The organism is Thiovibrio frasassiensis, from assembly GCF_029607905.1.
Classification (GTDB): Bacteria; Desulfobacterota; Desulfobulbia; order Desulfobulbales; family Desulfurivibrionaceae; genus Thiovibrio; species Thiovibrio frasassiensis.
Genome location: NZ_JAPHEH010000001.1, coordinates 156542 through 173825 on the forward strand (window position 1 = coordinate 156542; position 17284 = coordinate 173825).

The following is a 17284-nucleotide window of genomic DNA, read 5'->3' on the forward strand; positions in this document are numbered from 1 at the left end:
CCCCCACAAGACCACAGGAGGTCTGCCATGAAACACACCCATCTCGCCTTACTTCTTCTCGCCGTCTCTCTCTTCTCCCTCCAGGGGTGCGCCGGAAAATCCTCTCAGCAGGCGCGCTTGCAGAGCATGGACAACAGCATCTGCCAGGATACGGTCTCGGGGAGGATGTGGCAGATCGAAAAAGGGCCCATGGCCTTCAGCCTGGCGGAGGCCGAGCAATATGTCCGCAGCCTGAACTTGGGCGGGTACAATGATTGGCGACTGCCAACGGTCAGTGAACTCTACGACCTGAATTATTACTTTGATCTCTTCCTGGTAGGCGACTGCACCCTGGATCGCAAGGGAAGCTACTGGTCCAGCGAGAAAGATGGAGCCGGCAAGGCCGGAGCCTGGGAGATTGGCGCCAGCCAGTGCGATCCGTCCCGCGAGTACACACCATCTGCCATGGGGTATGTTCGGGCCGTGCGGCCCTAAGCAGTAAGAGCCACTCCACAAAAAATCCCCTGCTTCGGAGTTTCCGAAGACAGGGGATTTTTGATGGTGCGCAAACGAGACAGGGCTCAGGAAAGCGCGGCAACCGCCTTTTCCACCGCCGCAGCGATCTGGCCAAGCCGCTCCTGGGAAAGCTTGATGGGCACCGGGTAGACCAGGAGCCGATCCATGATCGCCGCCGATTTCGGCAGCGCCTGGGCATCGTAGACCACCCGCTTTTTCCCGCCCGGCTCGACAAAGGGCCAGCCTGATTTGGCCAAGGTGGCGCCGGCCAGGAGATGCTCCCATTTGGGATAATAATGCCAGGTGTTTTCGGCAAAGCAGATCGCCCCGGCTCCGCCTGCCGCCAAGGCCGTTTTCACCTTCTGGGCCTTATCCTTGTCCGGCAGGAAGAAGGCGAGGAAGGAGGCGTTGTCTCCCTTCTCGTCAAGAATGGTGCGGAAGGTCACCCCGGGAATCCTGGCCACAAGCGCCTTCATGGCTTTTTTATTCTGCTGCTGGGATGCGACGATCCCGTCGAGTTTGGCCAGTTGAGCCAAGCCGATAGCACCCTGCAGCTCCATCATCCGATAGTTGGAGCCGATAAAGCTGCGCCCCTCGCCGCCCCGGCCGCCGGGGTTGACCGCATGGTCATGGCCGTGGTCGTGGTACTCGGACATATCCCGCATAAGCTTTTCGTCGTTGGTGACGATCATCCCGCCCTCGCCGGTGGTCATGGTCTTGACCGGGTCGAAGGAAAAGGTGCCGCAGGCACCGAAGGAGCCGAGGCGACGGCCATTGAGGCTGGCGCCGGCGGCCTGGGCCGTGTCTTCCAACACCGGTATCCCGTGCTTGTCTCCAATGGCTTTGATCTCTTCGATGCGCGCCGGAGCGCCCATCATGTGTACCGGGATGATCAGCTTGGTTTCGGCGGTGATCTTCTTTTCCAGATCCGCCGGGTCCAGGTTCAGGGTTTCGTCCACCTCGGCAAACACGGGGATGGCGCCGATTTCAAGAATCGCCTCCCAGGTGGCAACAAAGGTGAAGCCCTGGGTGATGACCTCGTCTCCGGGTCCGATACCCAAGGCAGCCATGGCAACTTTAAGCGCCGCGGTGCCGGAGGTCACGGCCTGGCCGCACTTCACCCCGCAATAGGCGGCGAACTTCTCTTCAAAGGTGCGGACCTTGTACACCCCCTTGCGCTGCTCGGGGAACTCGTAGCGGAACAGCACTCCGGTGTCCAGCACCTCCAGGATCTCTTTTTTTTCTTCCTCGCCAAATATCTCAAAACCGGGCATAATGCGCTCCTCTGATTGCTGCCTGTATCTGTTTTAACTTTTCACTTTTAATTGGGCACTCTTCCCAACTCAGCCCCACCCTTCCATGGCCGTTTCGTAGACCTGGATCACATCCTCCAGGGAGGGCTTGCGCGGGTTATTCTCCACCGGCCGGGTCACGGTGAGGGCGATCTTGGCCATCTCCGGGATCTTCTTGGCCGGAATCTTCAACTCGGCCAGGCTTGCGGGAATGCCGAGATCCTGGTTCATCCGGTAGACGAATTCCACGCCGGCTTCGGCCGCCTCGCGCTCGGGCAAGCCCTCGACCTTGGCGCCCATCACCTCGGCCAGCATGGCAAAGCGGCCGGGGTTGCCGATGAGATTATAGGCCATCACATAGGGAAGCAGTACCGCGTTGGCCAGCCCGTGGGGGATACCGAACATCCCGCCCAAGGGATAGGCCATGGCATGCACCAGCCCGACTCCCGCCGTAGCCAGGGCCTTGCCGGCAAGGAGGCTGCCGAGGAGCATGTTGGAGCGGGCCTCCAGGTTGCCGCCATGGGCATAGGCCAAGGTCAGATTGGAGCTGATCAGCTCAATGGCCTCCAGGGCATACATGTCGGAGATGGGGTGCGCCTGGGTCGAGACAAAGGCCTCCAAGGCATGGGTCAGGGCGTCCACCCCGGTGGTCGCGGTAATATGCGGCGGCAGGGAGACGGTGAGGGCCGGATCGAGGATGGCGGCCTCCGGGTACAGCGGATCGCCGTTCATCCCCCCCTTGGACTTGGTTTTCTCGTTGATGAAGACGGCGGTAAAGGTGACCTCGGCCCCGGTCCCGGCACTGGTCGGGATCATGATCTTCGGCACCCCTGGTTTCTTGATCTTGCCCAAGCCAAGGTAATCCTCGGCCTTGCCGCCGTTGGTGAGCAGGATACTGACCGCCTTGGCCACATCCATGGCGGAACCGCCGCCCGCACCGACCACGCAATCGCATTTCGCCTTCTTGGCCAGCTTGAGGCCATTGTCGGCCAATTTCAACCCCGGCTCGGGATCGACCTTGTCGTAGAGTTCAAACCCAATCTTGGCCTTGGTCAGCGGGGCGGTGATCCGCTCCACCAGCCCGGCTTTGACAAGGCCCGGATCGACCACCAGGAAAACCTTGCTGCCGCCAAGCTCTTTGACCAGGGCGGGAAGATCGTTGATCGCATCCACGCCAAAACGGATCCGGGTGGGCTGGGTGACGGTAAAGGATTGGGAAATCATGGTGGTCCCCTTTTTTGTTTAAAAAACTTGCGGGCAATGCTACTGTCCCAGGATACAAGATGAATGATAACTGTCTGCAAATACGCAACTGTCCAGCCTAAGCCGGAATCGAACAAAAAAACCACAAGATGTAACTGCTCAGCAATACCGCAGATGCGCGAAAGAGGCCGACGAAGTGTGCTATTGCACATGAGCCGGCCGATGACAAAGCAGATGTGGTATTGCTGAGCAGTTACGCGAAATACTACTGTAGCGGGAACTTGAATGGCAACTAAAAAATCAAGCAGCAAAGATACCGACCCGCAAGAAATCTATGTGAGCCGTTCTGAAAAGAAACGGTTGGCCAAGAACATCGAAGAGATCGCCAAGGAGCTGGTTGAGCTCTCCCCGGCCCATATCAAGAAACTGCCCGCCGACGATCTGTTGAAAGCGGAACTGACCAGCTCCCGTGAGCTCAAAGGCGGGGCGCTGAAACGGCAGACCAAATACATCGCCGGCATGCTGCGGGAAAGCGGCACCGATGAAATCCTGGCCTTCCTCGCGGAACGCAAGGGGTCCCACCTGAAAAAGACCGGGGAATTCCATGAGCTGGAACGGCTGCGGGAAGACATCATCACCGAAGTGCTGCAAGCCCGGGAGGAAGCGTGGCATAACCACGAACGCCTCACGGAAAGCTGGGAGTCCGAGACCATTCCCGCTGCCTGCCGCAGGTTCCCGGCCCTGAACCCCAAGGCCCTGCAGAAATCGGCCCTGCGCTATGCCGCCACCCGCAAGCCCGTGCATCGGAGGGAGATATTCCGGCAACTGCACGCCGCCATGGAGCGCCAGCAATTTGCCGAGCCAACCCCGCCTGCGGAAGAGGTATAAGGAATACAGCCATGGAATACCGAAGCGGCTCGATCAAACGGGTTTTCACCGTACGTTTTGACGAAGGCGACGACTTTCTCGGTGGTCTGCGCCAGCTTATCATCACAGAAAACATCCGCTGCGGCTGGTTCCATGTCCTCGGCGGCCTGCGGGAGGCAGGGGTGGTCACCGGCCCCAAGGAACCGGTCATGCCGCCGGACCCGGTCTGGGCGCAGCTAGAAGGCGCCCGGGAAACCCTGGGCAGCGGCTCCATCTTCTGGGATGCAACCGAACCGCGCATCCATCTCCATGCCGCCCTGGGCCACCACGGCGAAACCATTCTCGGTTGCGTGCGCAAGGGCACCAAGGTCTATCTGATCCTTGAGGTTCTGATCTTCGAACTGGACGGCATCGATGCCAGCCGCCCGTGGTTTGCCGAGGGCGGCTTCAACCGCCTCACCTTTGACGTCTGATCCTTCCCTGCTTTCGCAAACCCTGCGAACCATGTAACCAAAAAAGGCCGGTGCGCACCATGTGCGCACCGGCCTTTACATCACAGAAACAATCGCTTCGCCCTTAGGCTGCAGGGGTCACCTTGACCAGCTCATCGCCGGGCTGCACAGCATCACCCACCTTGCCGACAATCTTACCGACCACCCCATCAATTTCGCTGTTTACCGGGGTTTGCATCTTCATGGCCTCAAGGACCACCAGCTTCTCCCCGGCCTTTACCACCTGCCCTTCCTTGACGGAAATCTCACAGACATTGGCGGTGAAAGGCGCCCGAACATCCCCGGCCTTGGCCAGGTCCTCGATCTCTTTCTTGCTCAGCTTGGCCGCTTTTGCCTCGCCAGCCTGGGCCACCGCGTTTTCAAAAACAAAATTCCGCTGGTGATGATCGATATTGAGGTAGACGTTGGTTTCGGTCCCGTCCTCACTCTCCTGCATGGGGCCCATCTCGATGATGTGCTCCTTGCCGCTATGATCCTTGAAGGTAATGGACTCTCCCAGCTTGAACCCGCCCCGCCGGAAAAGAATGGACGGCGGCAGCACATAGACCTTGCCGAACTTCTCTTCGAAGCGGAAGAAGTTTACCGCATCGTTTGGATGCTGGAGATAGGTGACCAATTGCTGCTCGGTGGGCGCATACCCCAGCTTGTCGGTCAGGGCCTTGCGTTCCTTGTCGAGATCGATATCCTCGATGGCCTCCATGCCGCCCTGCTCCTCGAGCACCTTCTTCCAGTCCGGGCCAAAGGCCTTTTCATAGATCCAATCCGGCGGCTGCCGGAAGGGAAACGGTCCATACTTGCCGAGCAGCAGATTTTTCAGATCGCCGGAACAGTTCCCGTAACGATCGCCGCCCTGCACATTGCTCACCGCCGTGGTCCAGAGGATCTGGGAACCGGGGGTAACGCTCCAGTAGTTGCCCAGCTCAATCTGCACCTTGGGCAGTTCCTTGTGCAGGATCTCCGGCATCTTGTCGAGAAAGCCGCCCTTGGCTGCCTGCTCGAGGCTGCTGCCCATGGCGCCGCCGGGCAGTTTGTGGATCTGGACCGTGGGATCAAAGCCCTTGATCTGGGATTCGAAATATTCGTAGTACTTGCGCTCGGGCTGCAGGATCTCGGAGGTTTCCATGATGGCCTCCTCGTTGATACCCACGGCAGTGCGCCCGTATTCCTTCAGGGTGTGGATAACGCTCAGGATCGGCGGCGGACCGTAATAGCCGGTGAAGGCATGATCGGAGGCATCGACAATCTTGGCCCCGGCCATGGCCGCGGAGACGATGCGGCCGATGTCGTTGCCGTCGGTGTTATGGCCATGGTAGTGGATGATCATCTCGGGATACTTCTGGAGAATCGCATCCACCAGCTCGCCGATCCGCTTGGGGGAACCGAGGCCGCCGTGGTTCTTGATACAGAGGAGCATTTCCTCCCCGGTAACGTCAAGAATCTCCTGGACCTTCTTCACATAAAATTCGTTGGTGTGCTCGGGACCGGTGGAAAAACAGATGCACGGCTCAAGGATCTTACCGGCAGCCTGCACCTCTTCAAAAACCGCCTGCATGTTGGGCACGTGGTTCATGAAGTCGAACACCCGCCAAACGTCGACGTATTTGGCAAATTCCTTGACCACGAAACGGATCACGTTCTGCGGATAGGGGCGGTAACCGAAAAGATTGATCCCGCGGCACAGGGTCTGGAACATGGTATTGGGCATCTTTTCCCGCAAGAGTTCCAGCTTGAGAAAAGGATCCACCTGCTTGCGGAGGATATCCACATGCACCGAAGCGCCGCCGGTGATCTCGAGAGAGAAATAACCTGCCTCCTCGCGGGAAGGCGCGGCCAGCAGATCGGTGTGCAGCAGGATTCTGTTCTTGTAATCCGACTGCGACATATCCCGGGCGGTATTGGTAATATAATACCCGTCCGCTTGCCGCATACTCTTGAGTACCTCAGTGATACTCATACCTTGAACAATGCGTTCCATGACGACTCCTATCTAGTGCTGCAGTTGGACCAAAAGCGCTTTGCGCCCTTTCGGAGCAACAAGTAATTTTTAACCTTAGACGGCGTAGGGGTTTTCCCCTTTGTAATGAATCTCGGCGATGAGATGGGCCAGCTTGTTGCCTTCGCTGACTTGGTCCTCATAGTTGATCAGGTGCGAATGGGTTTCAATAAAGGAGGTGTCGAAATCGCCCTTCTTGAAATCCGGGTCCTGCACCAGATTCACATAATAGGGAATCGTGGTTTTCGGGCCGGTGATCACAAAGTTGTTCAGGCAGCGAAGCAGCCTGTCCACGGTTTCACTCCAGGAAAAACCGAACACGGTCATCTTGACCAGGAGCGAATCATAGACCTTGGGGATGGTGAAGCCCTGGTAGACGAACCCATCCAACCGCACGCCGTAGCCGCCCGGTGAACGATAGACGGAAACGGTCTTGCCGCCCTCCGGCATGAAGTTGTTCTGCGGGTCCTCGGCGTTGATCCGCATCTCCACGGCAAACCCACGGATATGTACGTCATCCTGGGTAAAGGAAAGGTTCTTGCCCAGGGCCAGCTTGATCTGGGTCCGGACGATGTCGATGCCGGTGACCATTTCGGTAACCGTGTGCTCCACCTGCACCCGGGTATTGATCTCCATGAAATAAAACTTCCAATCCCGGTCAACAAGGAACTCCACGGTACCCGCGTTCACATAATGCGAGGCCTTGGCCGCCGTCACCGCGGTTTCGCAAATCTTGTCAACCAGAGCCTTATCCTGGATCAGCGAGGGGGCGATCTCCACCAGCTTCTGGTTCCGCCGCTGGATCGAGCAATCCCGGGAGCCCAGATGCACGGTATTGCCGTCCTTGTCGGCAATGATCTGGACCTCGACATGCTTGGGATTGATCACTGCTTTTTCAAGAAAGACCGCGTCATTGTTAAAGGCAGACTTTGCCTCCGCTCTGGCCATGGGGAGTTCGGCCCGCAACTGCTTTTCGTTTTCCACCCGCCGGATGCCGCGCCCACCCCCACCGGCGGTGGCTTTCAGCATAACCGGATAGCCGTATTTATCGGCAAAATCGATGGCTTCCCGGAGACCGGCATCACCGGCGGACAGATTGTCCGTGCCGGGCACCATGGGGATCCCGGCATCCAGCATGATCCGCCGGGCCGTCACCTTATCGCCCAAGGCCTGGATAACATCGGAGGGCGGGCCGATGAAAATAATCCCGTTGTGCTCACAAGCCTTGGCAAAATCAGGGTTTTCCGCCAAAAATCCGTACCCCGGATGAATGGCATCAGCCCCAGATTTTTTGGCGACCCCGATGACCTTTTCGATGTTCAGGTAATCACAACGGGGACCATCGCCAATCCAGATGGCCTCATCCGCCGTACGGATGTGCAGCGCATCCTTGTCCGGCGTTTCATAAATAGCCACGGCAATATGCCCAAGCTCTTGCACCGCCCGAATGATCCGCAGGGCAATTTCACCTCGGTTGGCTATCAAGATCTTCTTCTTCAACGAATCACCTCATTATTAAGACAATTTTCAGGCCAAACCCAACGAGTCGGCCCGTAATTATGAAATATCTTTGGGGGCGCAATCAACGCAACACCGCATGAAACCGTGAAAAACCGAACCCAGAACAACGGCACAGCCAGAACACTCAATTTTGCAAATTACCATACCGTATTTTCAAGGGCAACAGTTTATGTCCACAAAAAATAAGGAGGGGCAGGACACCCCTGACCGCGCTGAATCCCTTGGCAAGCCGGAGCTCCCACGATCAGGCACCACCACCTTTCTCGCTTTGCAGGCCAGCGAGAACCCCGGGCAGATGGGCCCGGCAGGCCGCGGCAAAATCCTCGGGAAAATGGCCATTGACCCAGCGCAGCTGGGCCTCGCTGAAGGCACCCATGGAATAGGGAAGTTTGGGAAGAAGCGCATAGAGCAACCGCTGCCCTCCTGACTTCGCCGTGATCCGGCTCGAATATTCGATGCTGCTCACCAAGCGGGCGCCCAAGAGAGCAAGAATCTGCTGGGCGATGAGCAGGGCGCGGTCCAAGGAGGCGCGGGTATCCGCGTCCGCCTCCAGGATATTGCCCACCTCTCCCAAGGCCATGATCTGCAACTCCCACTGAGAGGTCTGCGCCTTGGGCACAAAAAGCAAAACCCGCTCGTCCTCGTAGACGACCAGGCTGGTGTTTTCGTTTGCCATGGTGTCCATCCGCCTGTTGTTGCGGATCGCCTGAAGATAGGTGGGGAAAAAATCGCACCCGGCCTCTTCTTTGTAGCGCGCACAGAATTCCGCCACCAGATCCCCGCAGGCGTAGCTCGATACCGGTTCCAGGGCGGCTTGACCGCCATGATGCCAGGCAGGAACCGTCCGCGGCAGCAGGGCGAACTGCTGGTGGATCTGCTGATGCGAGGCATGGAGGCGATAGCCGCTGGCTGCGAAGTCAAACCCGTAGTTCCAACCCCAGAGGGTGGCGGTGAAGGGCAAGGCAGAGGAGTCCTTTTCCTGCAGGGCTTGGACCACACCAAGCCGCAGTTCTTCGAGTTCGCGCACGGTCATGGTCTTGCGCGTGACGGGCAAGGGCAGATGCAACTCGGCCCCAAGACGGAGAAAGGTGCGTTGATAGTAGAGATGCCGCAACCCCCGCATGTCGGCAGCGGCAAGATCCACCGTGCTGTAGCGGACAGCATCATCCGCCATATTTGCCGCGTAATGCCCCCAGGGAATATAGCTGTTGCTGCGCAGATATTCAAAAACGTGGCATCCCTGCTCCGGGTCATGATACTCGCCCACGATTTCACTGCCCCCCTGCACTCCGGGCCGCAGAACCATAACCCTTCGAAAGATCTCGGGCAGATAGGCGTTGTTGACCACCACCTCGAACAGATCATGGCGGAGAATTTTTGCCCGCGCCGGACCATTTTCGCCTGCTGCGTAACGAAGGCCGACCGGCGCCCCTGATCCGTCCCAGCAAAATTCACAGCTCATACCAGCCAGCGCCACCAGATCCTCCGGATCGGTGGACGTGGCGGCCAAGGTCAGCAACACGGTTTCAGGAAGAACAGCAAAACTTTTTTGCACATCCTGAACCGTTCCGGCGGGCATGAGCCCCTTGAGCGCCTGACACATGGAGACAGCCTTGGGCGGCGGCAACTTGATGGAGGATGGGTTGCGTGCTCTTGGCGCGGCCCAACCGCTGCTGATATAGGTAACCCCCCGAAACGGCAGGGGGTTGACGACCTCATAGATCGTTTCCGCCTGCACAACCTGCAGATCGCCCTCGGGGAAATTATCCTGATTCGAACAGGGGGTGCCATCCGCCAATGCGCCGAGCGGCTCGACAAAATCGTTTTCCCGCAGGTTGGCAACCCGGTATGAAGGCGCATGCACCCCATAGACAAACTGCCCGGAAGGGTGGACACAGGAACGTACGGTCATATAAAACCTCCGATGGATCACACGGGAAAAGCGGCAAGATTGCCCGGGCAATATAACCGGGAACCACTCTCCCCCTCCACAAGAAAAATGGAAAAAGAGTCAACCCTGCTTGCCTTTGCCTCGAAATCTGCTACCATGGGAAAAATCCACCCTCTTTTTCCTTCTGCCTTATGGTGTGTGTCTTTTGATAAAAGCCCTTTTTCACAGATTGCTGCCGAGCAGAAACCGCCCCCCCTCACTGCTGGAGGAGTCCTTCTGCAAGTCCTCCTGCATTTTTACCGATGTGTTGCGGGATATCGATACCGGCCTCATCATTCTCGACACCACGGAAAAAAAGGTTTTCTTCAAGAATGGCCATGCGGTAAAAATTCTTGAGCCGCTCCATGCCGCCCAGGATTACGAGGGTCTCGCCGCCCTGCTGTGCAGCGACCTGGATCCCCTGCAGCAGCCGGGGCGGACCAGAAGCCGGCAGACCATCATCCATTATGAACACCGGGTGCTTGGCTATACCGTCTATAAGATTCCCGGCGATCAACGCCACATTTCGATCTTCATTCAGGACATCACCGACCGCCACCGATTGGCCGCCATCGACGAAGCCACGGAAATGATGAACAACATCGGCTGCCTCTTCTCCGGCATCCGCCATGAGATCGGCAACCCCCTCAATTCCATCAAGATGGCACTCACCGTCCTGCAAAACAACATCAAAAAATATTCCCCGGAAGAAATCGATGTCTATTTCAACAGAATCTCCGGGGAAATCAGCAAGATGGAGACCCTCCTCAAATCGCTCAAGAATTTCAGCATGTTCGAAACGCCCAGAACCAGCGATGTCGACCTGGCGATGTTTTTCGACAACCTCATGCAATTGCTGGGGGCGGACATTCAGGCAAAAAAAGTTGCGGTCCGCATAGACATCGCGCCGGACGCAAAGCAGATCATGGTGGACCCCAGAGCCCTGCAGCATGTCACCATGAACCTGCTCGCCAACGCCGTGGATGCCATGACGGAAACCCCCAAGCCGCAGTTGCTGGTGCGCAGCCAAAGCCGCGGCAATGTCATCCTGCTCTCCATCACCGACAATGGCTGCGGCATGTCGGAGGAATTGGCGCGCGATGTCTTCAAACCATTTTTCACCACCAAACCCCATGGCACCGGACTGGGGCTGGTTATTTCCAAAAAGATGCTGACCCAGATGCACTGCGGCATAGAGCTGGTCAGCGAAAAGGGGATCGGCACCACCTTCCACCTGACCCTGCCCAAAAGTGCGAGCAAGGCACCGCGGGGAGATGCCGCCATCGGAAGATCCCGGGAAAACGCGCGTCCTTCCGCTTTCGCCTGTTGAAGAGCATGCGGTGTTTACGGTACAATCCACCGGTTACCAAGGCTTACGCCCTTTCTGGGCCGGACCTTGCTGAACAATTACACTTGTAAGGAGAGATAGATGGGGATTCGGTCACGTTTCATGATCATCATGGCAATTATTTTCGGCGTCGCAACCGTGGGCATCGGGGCATCCAGCTACCTGTTCAGCAAGCGCAACGCCATGCTGGAGGCGAAAAGCAAAGGGGAGCTGATCTTCAATTATATTCTGGCCACCCGGGATTTTTACACGGAAAAACAACGCCCCCTCATCATGGAGGTTTTCGAGAAGGATCGTTTTTACCCCGAGCTGATGTCCGGCTTTGTTCTCACCCGCGGCACCTTTGACATCTTCAAAAAGAATCTGACCGGCTACAACTTCAAACAGGCAACCCTTGATCCGCTCTTCCCGCCGAACAAGGCAGACGAATGGGAGACCCAGCTGATCCGCAAGTTCGCCGGCCAACCGGAGCTTAAAGCGGACGAAGGCACCATGGAGCGCAACGGCGAGACCTTCTTTTATCTCGCCAAACCCATCAAGGTCGCAGGCAAGGATTGCCTGCGCTGCCACGGTGATGTGAACGATGCGCCCAAGGATCAGGTTGAGATCTACGGCTCAACCAACGGTTACAACTGGAAGAATGGCGAGACGGTGGCCGCATACGTGGTTTACGTTTCAGTGGAAGAAGCCTTGGCCAACGCCAGGAAGGGAGCGATCACCCTCTACCTCATCGGGGCAGGCTGCCTGCTGGTGGCCCTGATCGGGATCTGGCTGTTCATGGACCGCTTTGTGGTAAATCCCATTGTCCGGCTGAGCATCAAAGCCGAGGAAATCAGCCTTGGCAAGAATATGGAAGAGAGCGTCAGCATCAAACAAAATGACGAGATCGGTGCCCTGGCCAGCGCCATCGAACGGTTGCGCATGAGCATGGTCCGTATCCTCAAACGGTGAGCATATGTCAATAGGTAACGAAAACAAACAGACCCGACCTGCAGCCCGGCAGAATACACCCTTCTCTCTTCTGCTGCTCTGCGGACTGACCCTGTCCTGCCTGCTCCCGCCGCCTGCTTCGGCGGCGGATTGCAAAGGCCTTGCGGCAAAAATCCAACAGGAACGCAGCCCCATTGCCCGCCGCGATCTGCTGAAGGATGCCATCAAACAGTGCCCGAAAGATCCGGAGATCAACTTCATGCAGGGCTACAACCTTGAACGATTGCGCGATTACAAGGAGGCCTTGCCTTATTATGTTACCGCCTCAACCCTTGATCCAAAACAGGCCAAAGCCTTTTTCGGCATGGGGGACATCTACATGGTAACGGACAATGCCCAGAATGCGGTAACTTCCTATGAAAAAGGATTGGGTCTAGATCCCGGCAATAAACGGGCGGCAAAATCGCTGGAATCGGCACGGATCAAGCTGAAGGCACAGCGCGGCGAATCGGTGAGCTCCGAAGAGGCGGCCACCGTTCTTTTCGCGGAAAAATCCAAAGACCGAGAGATCAGCCCCATCGAAGCGACGATCCTCAGACTGCTGATCCTTTTCCCCAACAAGTCTGCGGAACTACCGGAAGAAGGGGGTGACCAACTCAGCATCGTCGGGACCCGCGCCTTTACGAGCCGCGAGCTCAAAGGCGCCACCTTCGAAGTGGTCGGCAATACCGACGACTCCGGCGATGCCGCGGTCAACATGGCCCTTTCCCGCAAGCGGGCCGAAGCGGTGCGCAATTATCTGATCAAAAGTTGTAATATCGAGGCGAAGAAGCTGCAGGTGGTAGCACTGGGACAAACGCACCCCATTGTGCCAAATACCACGGAACAAAACAGAAAGATAAACAACCGGGTTGAATTCAGACGGCTGAAATAGAAAGAGCAGTGCCAGAGATAAAAAGGCTTGCTCCCTCACGAGGGGGCAAGCCTTTTTTGCGTGTACTTAACGGGGGAGCAACATTTGCGTCTCTACCCGAAATTCCTTTTCCAACCCTGGGTCCCCTATCTCCTGGCAGAAAAGAGCAACCAGCTCCGGGAAACGCTCCTCGGCGCACGCCCCGCCCTGTAACCATTTCCCGACGATCTCCTTGACGATCATCGCGGCAATGGGGCCGATGGCCTTGGCCAGTGCATCCTGAAAAACGGGAAGGGCACTTTTCATTGGCTCTTCGTTCTGGGCCTGACCAAAATCCATGCTCCCCGCCTTTTTCGCCGAGTTTGCCTGCAGGGCGCCCTCGGGATTGGCACGGACTTTTTCCACTCCCTGGGCAAGTTCGCCAAGAAGCATATTGCTGGTCATGTTGATCAGCGAAAAATTTGCCTCTGTCTCACAGAGAATCACCAGCGAAGAACCGTCGCAGATCTCCTTCACCAGCACCATGGCCTCGGGAAAACGCATCTCCACGGAATTGACACTGAGCTGGCAGGAGGCATTCATCTTGAAAAGACGTTGCAGGGAAACCCCCATCGCCTTGAGTGTCTCATGGTCAAAACCGGTGGGCACATAAGAAAAAACGATATCCGGTTTATCGACAGAGACAAAAACCCCCTGAACACCGGGGAGCATTTTTATTTCCTGTAAAATTTCATCCATGCTACACGCTCCTCATTATGCCTGGGCCTCAAGCTGCTGCGCTTCGGCAAGGGCCGGGCCGATGGCCGCAACAATCTTGGTGGGGGAAACTCCAGACTCAACCTCTATTCCCACAGACAACTCCGTTCCCGGTATGATCAGCAGCTGTTCGCCTTTCTCCTGACTCAGGATGATATGGGAGGGAAGATGACCATAGCCGAGAATCCCCCTGATTTTATCCGCCGCCACGGCAACATAGGTCACAAAAGGCTTAAACTCCTTATTGTCAATGTTCCGCTGCACCCTGACGGTTCCATCCTTGGCAACAAGCACCACCCGGTTGACACCCTGGACTGCATTGAGCGTCTCCTCAAGACTTGCCCTGCCGCCCTGCGCCAACGCCGCCGCCATGGCCGCGCCGGCAGGAGGCAACGGCGAGGTGGCGAAATCAAGATCCTCCAGGTGATCAAATTCATCATCGCGCTCTCCTGCGGCCTGAGCAGGCATATCACCCCGCTCATCGCTCAAGCGGGCCCCTTCAATGAGAATAAATCCCAGGGGAGCGTCAATGGTCTGTTTCCGGTTCTGACAGAAATTGTAAATCTCGATCTCCGCCTGTTCCCAGCTGATGATCTCAAAGGCGGCGTCCAAGCCGACAAGAGGCTCGGCATAGGCGTTGATCAGGCTGCCGTTTTCGAAAAAAAGCAGTCCGGTGCGGGCGCCGGCCCTTGCCATGATGGTACAGGTTTTCCGGTCAAGCTCAAGGAGCTGCAGAAAAGAGGACAATGAAACGCCGGAGACATGTCCTTTTGCGCCTGCGGCCAGACCATCCTTGATTTTTTGCAGCAGCAGTTCAAAATCGACAGGCTTTTCGATGTATTGGAAGGCGCCCAGATTCATGAGCCGGTCTTCCATTTCCGGGGTGCCGAAAGCGGTCATGGCAATAACCGGCACCGAATTGCGCAGCCTGCTCATCCGGCTGACCAACTCGAAGCCGTCCATCTCCGGCATCTTCAAATCGGTGACCACCAGATGCACCGGCTGACTGCCCAAGACAGCCAACGCTTCCTTCCCGTTCCCCGCGGTAACGATCTCAAAGGAATCGACCCGCTCGCGGCACATGTCCTGCAAACTCAGCAAAAACCCATGGTCGTCATCAACAACCAATACTTTTTTCATAGAGACTGCCCCTGTTGCAATACGATTATTCTTTCCGCTTTCATTTGATGCAGGCCGCCCGGACCTGCAAGAGATCGGTTTGTCCCGCCAGCACCTTGCGGATCCCGTCCTGCTTGAGGGTAAGCATACCCACCCGCAACGCCTCATCCCGGATCTCAACGATGGGGCTGTTCTTGACAATAAGCAGCTTCAGCTGGTCATCGACCGTGAGCAGTTCATGGATGGCAAGCCGCCCGAGATAACCGGTTTTTTTACACTTGTCACACCCCTTCGGCCGGTACAAAGTGGCCCGCTCAATCTCCGCCATGCCCAACGGGCTCAAGGGATGCTCGCCATATTCCACTTTAATCAGCTCTTTTTCCACCGCATCGGGCGCGTAGGCCTCCCGACAGTGCGGACAGAGCCGCCGCACCAAACGCTGGGCCAGAATGCCCAGCAGCGAGTCGGAGAAATTAAAGGGATCGATCCCCATGCCCAACAGCCGGGTAACGGTTTCCGGGGCGGAGTTGGTATGGAGGGTCGAAAAAACAAGATGGCCGGTGAGCGCCGCCTCGATAACGGTCTCGGCGGTTTCCTGGTCCCGGGTCTCGCCCACCATGATGATATCGGGGTCGGCCCGCAAAAAAGCTCTGAGGATTTTGGCAAAATCGAGCCCGATCTTGTTTTCCACCTGCACCTGCCGCAGTCCGTCCTGGACGATTTCCACCGGGTCCTCGACGGTCCAGATCTTTTTTTCCGGCCGGTTGACATAATTGAGCGCGCTGTGCAGGGTCGTGGTCTTGCCGGAACCGGTGGGGCCGACCACAAGAACCAGCCCGTAAGGCAGATCAAGGAGGCGGCGCAACTCGGTGAGATTGCGTGCCGACAACCCCATTTTCTCCAGGGGCAGGGCGGAGCCGGCGGCAAGAATACGCAAGACCATATCCTCGTTGCCTCCGTGCGTGGGGAGGGAGGCAACCCGCAGTTCGATCTTGCCCCGGCGGGTTTTGAACTTGATCTTACCGTCCTGGGGCAGTCGTTTCTCCGAGATATCAAGCTTGGCCAAAATCTTGAGGCGGGAAATCAATGACCGCTTGTAGGCAAAGGGGATATTTTTATAGTGGGAACAGATGCCGTCAATCCGAAAACGGACCGAGGTCCCCTTCTTACCGGGCATCGATTCGATGTGGATATCGGAAGCGTTGCGGGCCACCGCATCTTCGATGATCTTATTGGCCATCTGTACCACAACCCCATCGGCCGCACTGCCCACTTCCTCGTCATCATCGGCGCTCCCCTCAAACTCCTCTACAAGCTCAAGCTCTTCGAAAACATTCTGCGCCCCCTGATCCAGGGAGTATTTCCCATAAAAAAAATCGATGAATTTGCTGATGTCATCCTTGAGTCCCACAGCAAAGCGGAAGGGGGCGCCATGGAGTACAGCGCGGATATTGTCCTGCTTGCCGAGGTCGTGGGGATTATCGACCAGGACAACAATGTGGCCATCCTCCTGACCGATGGGGATAAAGACATTGGCCCGAAAATAGCTTTCCTTTGCCCCCTGGATACAGGCAGGCGCCTCCGGCACTTCCGTTTCAACGAACTCAACAAACGGACACCCATAGTATTCGCTGATGGAGGCGCCAAGCTGTTTTCGGTCAATGCCAAAATCACCGAGCAGAGCGCTGTCCAGCGTCTTATTGTGCTGCCGGGCCTTGACCCGCGCCGCATCAAACTGATCCGGGCTCAGAAGTTTGTTACGGATCAGGCCATAAAACTGGCCATACTTGGTTGTGCTCTGGGAGAGGTTCGCAAGTCGCTGGGCGGCGTTGCGATAGGAGGGATCAAGGGCGACCATTTCCTCCAGGGTTTTGATGGTGGAAGGTGTCGAGCCGGTACTTTCATAGGCCAGGGCAAGCTGGTCGAGAAGCTGAAGACGTTCGATCTTGCGCTCGAATCCGCCTTTTTTGCTCGCTGCGGCTTCAAAATGTTCAATGGCTTCAAAGGGCTTATCAAGCTGGAGACAGCAGACGCCGATCCGGGCATGCACCACGGCAGGCTTGAAACCGGTGGGGAGCAAGGCCCGTAACTCTTCCACTGCCTCGCGGTAAAACCCTGCCACCATCAACCCGTGGCAGTTCTCGAAACGGTCAGCCTCGGAAACCTTGCCGGCGGTCGCAGAAGGGGCCCTCCCGGATGCCGCCATGCCCCGTTCGGTTTGCAAAACGACCAGCCTTTCCTCGACCAAATCCCGGAGAATCGGATCGCTGGCGACCTGGGCGAGCAGCGACTCGCACAGGGCCAGAGCCTCATCCACCAGCCCTTGCCCGGCGTAGAGGTCGGCTTCGGCAAGTTTTGCCTCGATGGCTTCCCTGGCACCCATGGAGATAGTCATTTCCATGCCG

Annotated in this window: 14 protein-coding genes; 6 read left to right on the top strand and 8 right to left on the bottom strand. The window is 57.1% G+C overall.

Features of this window, described 5'->3' with window-relative positions:
* Positions 1-27: 27 nt before the first annotated feature.
* Positions 28-474, top strand: coding sequence for an Lcl C-terminal domain-containing protein (locus tag OLX77_RS00680; protein ID WP_307631654.1), 447 nt, complete (start codon positions 28-30; stop codon positions 472-474).
* Between the two features lie 86 nt (positions 475-560).
* Here OLX77_RS00680 and OLX77_RS00685 read toward each other — a convergent pair whose 3' ends face one another.
* Positions 561-1769: a DegT/DnrJ/EryC1/StrS family aminotransferase gene (locus OLX77_RS00685; protein WP_307631655.1), complete on the bottom strand. Its 1209-nt coding sequence runs from the start codon at positions 1767-1769 to the stop codon at positions 561-563.
* A 69-nt stretch (positions 1770-1838) separates the two neighbouring features.
* Positions 1839-3011, bottom strand: coding sequence for an iron-containing alcohol dehydrogenase (locus tag OLX77_RS00690; RefSeq protein WP_307631656.1), 1173 nt, complete (start codon positions 3009-3011; stop codon positions 1839-1841).
* Positions 3012-3275: 264 nt separating this feature from the next.
* Between OLX77_RS00690 and yjgA the strand changes: the two genes are divergently transcribed.
* Together yjgA and OLX77_RS00700 are read left to right on the top strand one after the other, a co-directional pair.
* Positions 3276-3878, top strand: coding sequence for a ribosome biogenesis factor YjgA (gene yjgA / locus OLX77_RS00695; RefSeq protein ID WP_307631657.1), 603 nt, complete (start codon positions 3276-3278; stop codon positions 3876-3878).
* Positions 3879-3889: 11 nt separating this feature from the next.
* Positions 3890-4330 carry a PPC domain-containing DNA-binding protein gene (locus OLX77_RS00700; RefSeq protein WP_307631658.1) on the top strand — a complete coding sequence of 147 codons (441 nt, stop codon included), beginning with the start codon at positions 3890-3892 and terminating at the stop codon, positions 4328-4330.
* Between the two features lie 103 nt (positions 4331-4433).
* Here OLX77_RS00700 and OLX77_RS00705 read toward each other — a convergent pair whose 3' ends face one another.
* The 3 genes from OLX77_RS00705 to OLX77_RS00715 all read right to left on the bottom strand — a co-directional run bounded on the left by OLX77_RS00705 (position 4434) and on the right by OLX77_RS00715 (position 9795).
* Positions 4434-6344: a biotin/lipoyl-containing protein gene (locus OLX77_RS00705; RefSeq protein WP_307631659.1), complete on the bottom strand. Its 1911-nt coding sequence runs from the start codon at positions 6342-6344 to the stop codon at positions 4434-4436.
* Positions 6345-6419: 75 nt separating this feature from the next.
* Positions 6420-7862, bottom strand: coding sequence for an acetyl-CoA carboxylase biotin carboxylase subunit (locus OLX77_RS00710; RefSeq protein ID WP_307631660.1), 1443 nt, complete (start codon positions 7860-7862; stop codon positions 6420-6422).
* A 265-nt stretch (positions 7863-8127) separates the two neighbouring features.
* Positions 8128-9795 (bottom strand): hypothetical protein, encoded by a 1668-nt coding sequence (locus OLX77_RS00715; protein WP_307631661.1) that lies wholly within the window; start codon positions 9793-9795, stop codon positions 8128-8130.
* Between the two features lie 184 nt (positions 9796-9979).
* On the opposite strand from OLX77_RS00715, the gene OLX77_RS00720 reads away from it, so the two are divergent.
* From OLX77_RS00720 to OLX77_RS00730, 3 genes are all read left to right on the top strand, one after another.
* Complete coding sequence (locus OLX77_RS00720; RefSeq protein ID WP_307631662.1) at positions 9980-11143, top strand: sensor histidine kinase; 1164 nt, start codon at positions 9980-9982, stop codon at positions 11141-11143.
* A 99-nt stretch (positions 11144-11242) separates the two neighbouring features.
* Entirely contained in the window at positions 11243-12112 is an 870-nt protein-coding gene (locus OLX77_RS00725; RefSeq protein WP_307631663.1) for a c-type heme family protein, read from the top strand.
* A 4-nt stretch (positions 12113-12116) separates the two neighbouring features.
* Complete coding sequence (locus OLX77_RS00730; RefSeq protein ID WP_307631664.1) at positions 12117-13025, top strand: OmpA family protein; 909 nt, start codon at positions 12117-12119, stop codon at positions 13023-13025.
* A 66-nt stretch (positions 13026-13091) separates the two neighbouring features.
* Here the strand turns inward: OLX77_RS00730 and OLX77_RS00735 are convergent, their stop codons facing one another.
* From OLX77_RS00735 to OLX77_RS00745, 3 genes are read right to left on the bottom strand one after another with little or no spacing between them, the layout of a single operon-like run.
* On the bottom strand, positions 13092-13742 hold the full coding sequence (locus OLX77_RS00735) for a DUF8082 domain-containing protein (protein ID WP_307631665.1): 651 nt from the start codon (positions 13740-13742) through the stop codon (positions 13092-13094).
* Positions 13743-13757: 15 nt separating this feature from the next.
* Entirely contained in the window at positions 13758-14900 is a 1143-nt protein-coding gene (locus tag OLX77_RS00740; RefSeq protein WP_307631666.1) for a response regulator, read from the bottom strand.
* Between the two features lie 40 nt (positions 14901-14940).
* Positions 14941-17280: a GspE/PulE family protein gene (locus OLX77_RS00745; protein ID WP_307631667.1), complete on the bottom strand. Its 2340-nt coding sequence runs from the start codon at positions 17278-17280 to the stop codon at positions 14941-14943.
* Positions 17281-17284 lie beyond the last annotated feature (4 nt).